Here is a 2,081-nt window from a genome sequence, read left to right as displayed (position 1 = left end):
ATTACGTTCATTGGCCCATGGGGCTGGAGGGACCGGATAACCCAAAACAGAAACCCTCGGAACCCGCAGTGGGTTCCGAGGGCCTGTTCTTCTAGGCCGAAGTTCCTGACCCTATTGTAGCGCAAGCGAAGAGCTGGACGGGTAAGAGGGAGCTTGCGCGTGAGTAAGTGTACCCATGTAACATAGTGTGTTTGCTCTTGACAGAGCGTGCGTGACGGTGTACAATGTGCCATGTACATCGACATTGTCCCCAACCGTAGCTCTCCGTCGGCGGTGCTGTTGCGCGAGGCGTACCGCGAGGGGGGCAAGGTCAAGAAGCGCACGTTGGCCAACCTGTCCAGTCTGTCCATGGAGCAGGTCCTGGCGATGCGCCGCGTGCTGCGGGGGGAGAAGCTGGTGGGGGCGGATGAGCTGTTCGAGACCATCCGCTCGGCCCACCACGGGCACGTGCAGGCGGTTGGGGTGGCGATGCGGCGGCTGGGGCTGGCTGAGCTGATTGCCTCGCGACCGTCACGGGAGCGGGAGTTGGTCCTGGCGATGATCGCAGCGCGGCTGGTGGCGCCGGACAGCAAGCTTGCCACCACCCGCTGGTGGCACACGACGACGATCCCGGAGGAGTTCGGGGTAGAGGACGCGGACGAGGATGACCTGTACGCAGCGCTGGACTGGCTGGGGGAGCGGCAGAAGCGGATCGAGCGGAAGCTGGCGACCCGGCATCTGCGGGAAGGGGGGCTGGCGCTGTATGACCTAACGGCGGTGATCTACGAGGGGCACACGTGCCCGCTGGCAGCGCTGGGGCACGGGAGCAAGAGGTGGAAGTTGCAGGTCAAGTTCGGCCTCCTGACCGATGAGCGGGGCTGTCCGGTGGGGGTGACGGCGTACCCGGGGAACACGGCGGACGCGGACACGTTCCTAGGCGAGGTCAAGCAGGTGCGGGAGGAGTTCAGGCTGGGGACAGTGGCAGTGGTGGGGGACCGGGGGACGATCGGCACGAAACAGGTAGAGGAGCTGGGGGAGCAGGAGGAGCTCTCTGGGATCGGGTGGATCACAGCTCTGAAGGGGAGCCAAGTGCGGAAGCTGGTGAAGGATGGGACGATCCAGCCGTCGCTGTTTGACGAGCGTAACCTGATGGAGGTTGCCCACCCTGACTACCCCGGTGAGCGGCTGATCGTGTGCCGGAACCCGCTGGTAGCCCATCACCGGGCGCAGACCCGGACCTCGCTCATCGCCGCTACCGAGCGGGAACTGGCGAAGGTGCAGCGGATGGTGGACCGCGGGCGACTGCGGGGGCAGGACGAGATCGGCCTGCGGGTGGGGCGGGTGGTGAACAAGTACAAGGTGGCCAAGCACTTCCTGCTCCGCATCGAGGAGGACAGGTTCTCCTTCCAGGTGAACGAGCAGAGCGTGGCCAAGGAGGCGGCGCTGGACGGGCTGTACGTGATCCGGACGAGCCTACCCGAGGAGAAACTCGGAAGCGCTGACGCGGTGCGCAGCTACAAGCTGCTTTGCCAGGTGGAGCGGGCGTTCAGGAGCCTGAAGTCGCTCCCGCTTCTTGTGGGGCCGATGTTCCACCGGCTGGAGGAGCGGGTGCGGGCGCACATCTTCCTCTGTGTGTTGGCTTACTACGTGCAGTGGCACATGAAGGAGGCGTGGCGGGAGCTCCTGTGGAGCGATGAGGAGGTGGATGCGCGGTGGTCGCGCGATCCGGTGGCCCCGGCGAGCCGCTCCGAGCGCTGTCTGAGGAAAGTGCGCCTGAGGCGCCTCGAAGACGGAAGCGACGTCCACAGCTTCCGGACGCTCTTGGCTGAGCTGTCCACCATCGTGCGCAACGCCTGTCGCCGACGAGGCGCCGGGCCTGAAGAGCCCACGTTCCCCATGGTCACCATCCCCAACCCCAAGCAACACCGGGCGCTGGAACTCCTGGACACCATCACCCCGTAGCCAGTAGCCCGACATCCCCCACGCAGACAAAACCGCCTCGCCATCTCAGTTACCTGCTGGTTACGCCTCGGGAACTTCGGGTTAGAATGAGAAGCAGAACCATGAGCAAGCGAGAGCTGACCCCCAAGCACCGACAAGTA

1 protein-coding gene is annotated in these 2,081 nt (G+C 64.9%); it reads left to right on the top strand.

Translation table 11 applies throughout. From position 1 onward, the window contains the following. The first annotated feature begins 231 nt into the window (after positions 1-231). Positions 232-1,941 (top strand): IS1634 family transposase, encoded by a 1,710-nt coding sequence (locus NUV94_08130; protein MCR4392703.1) that lies wholly within the window; start codon positions 232-234, stop codon positions 1,939-1,941. Positions 1,942-2,081: the final 140 nt, after the last annotated feature.

The organism is Candidatus Acetothermia bacterium, assembly GCA_024653305.1.
GTDB lineage: Bacteria > Bipolaricaulota > Bipolaricaulia > Bipolaricaulales > Bipolaricaulaceae > JACIWI01.
This window is presented reverse-complemented; position numbering and strand designations above follow the sequence as displayed.

Bases quoted from the DNA above. Each gene is read 5' to 3' on its own strand.
- NUV94_08130 (MCR4392703.1), top strand. From the start codon at position 232: ATGTACATCGACATTGTCCCCAACCGTAGCTCTCCGTCGGCGGTGCTG.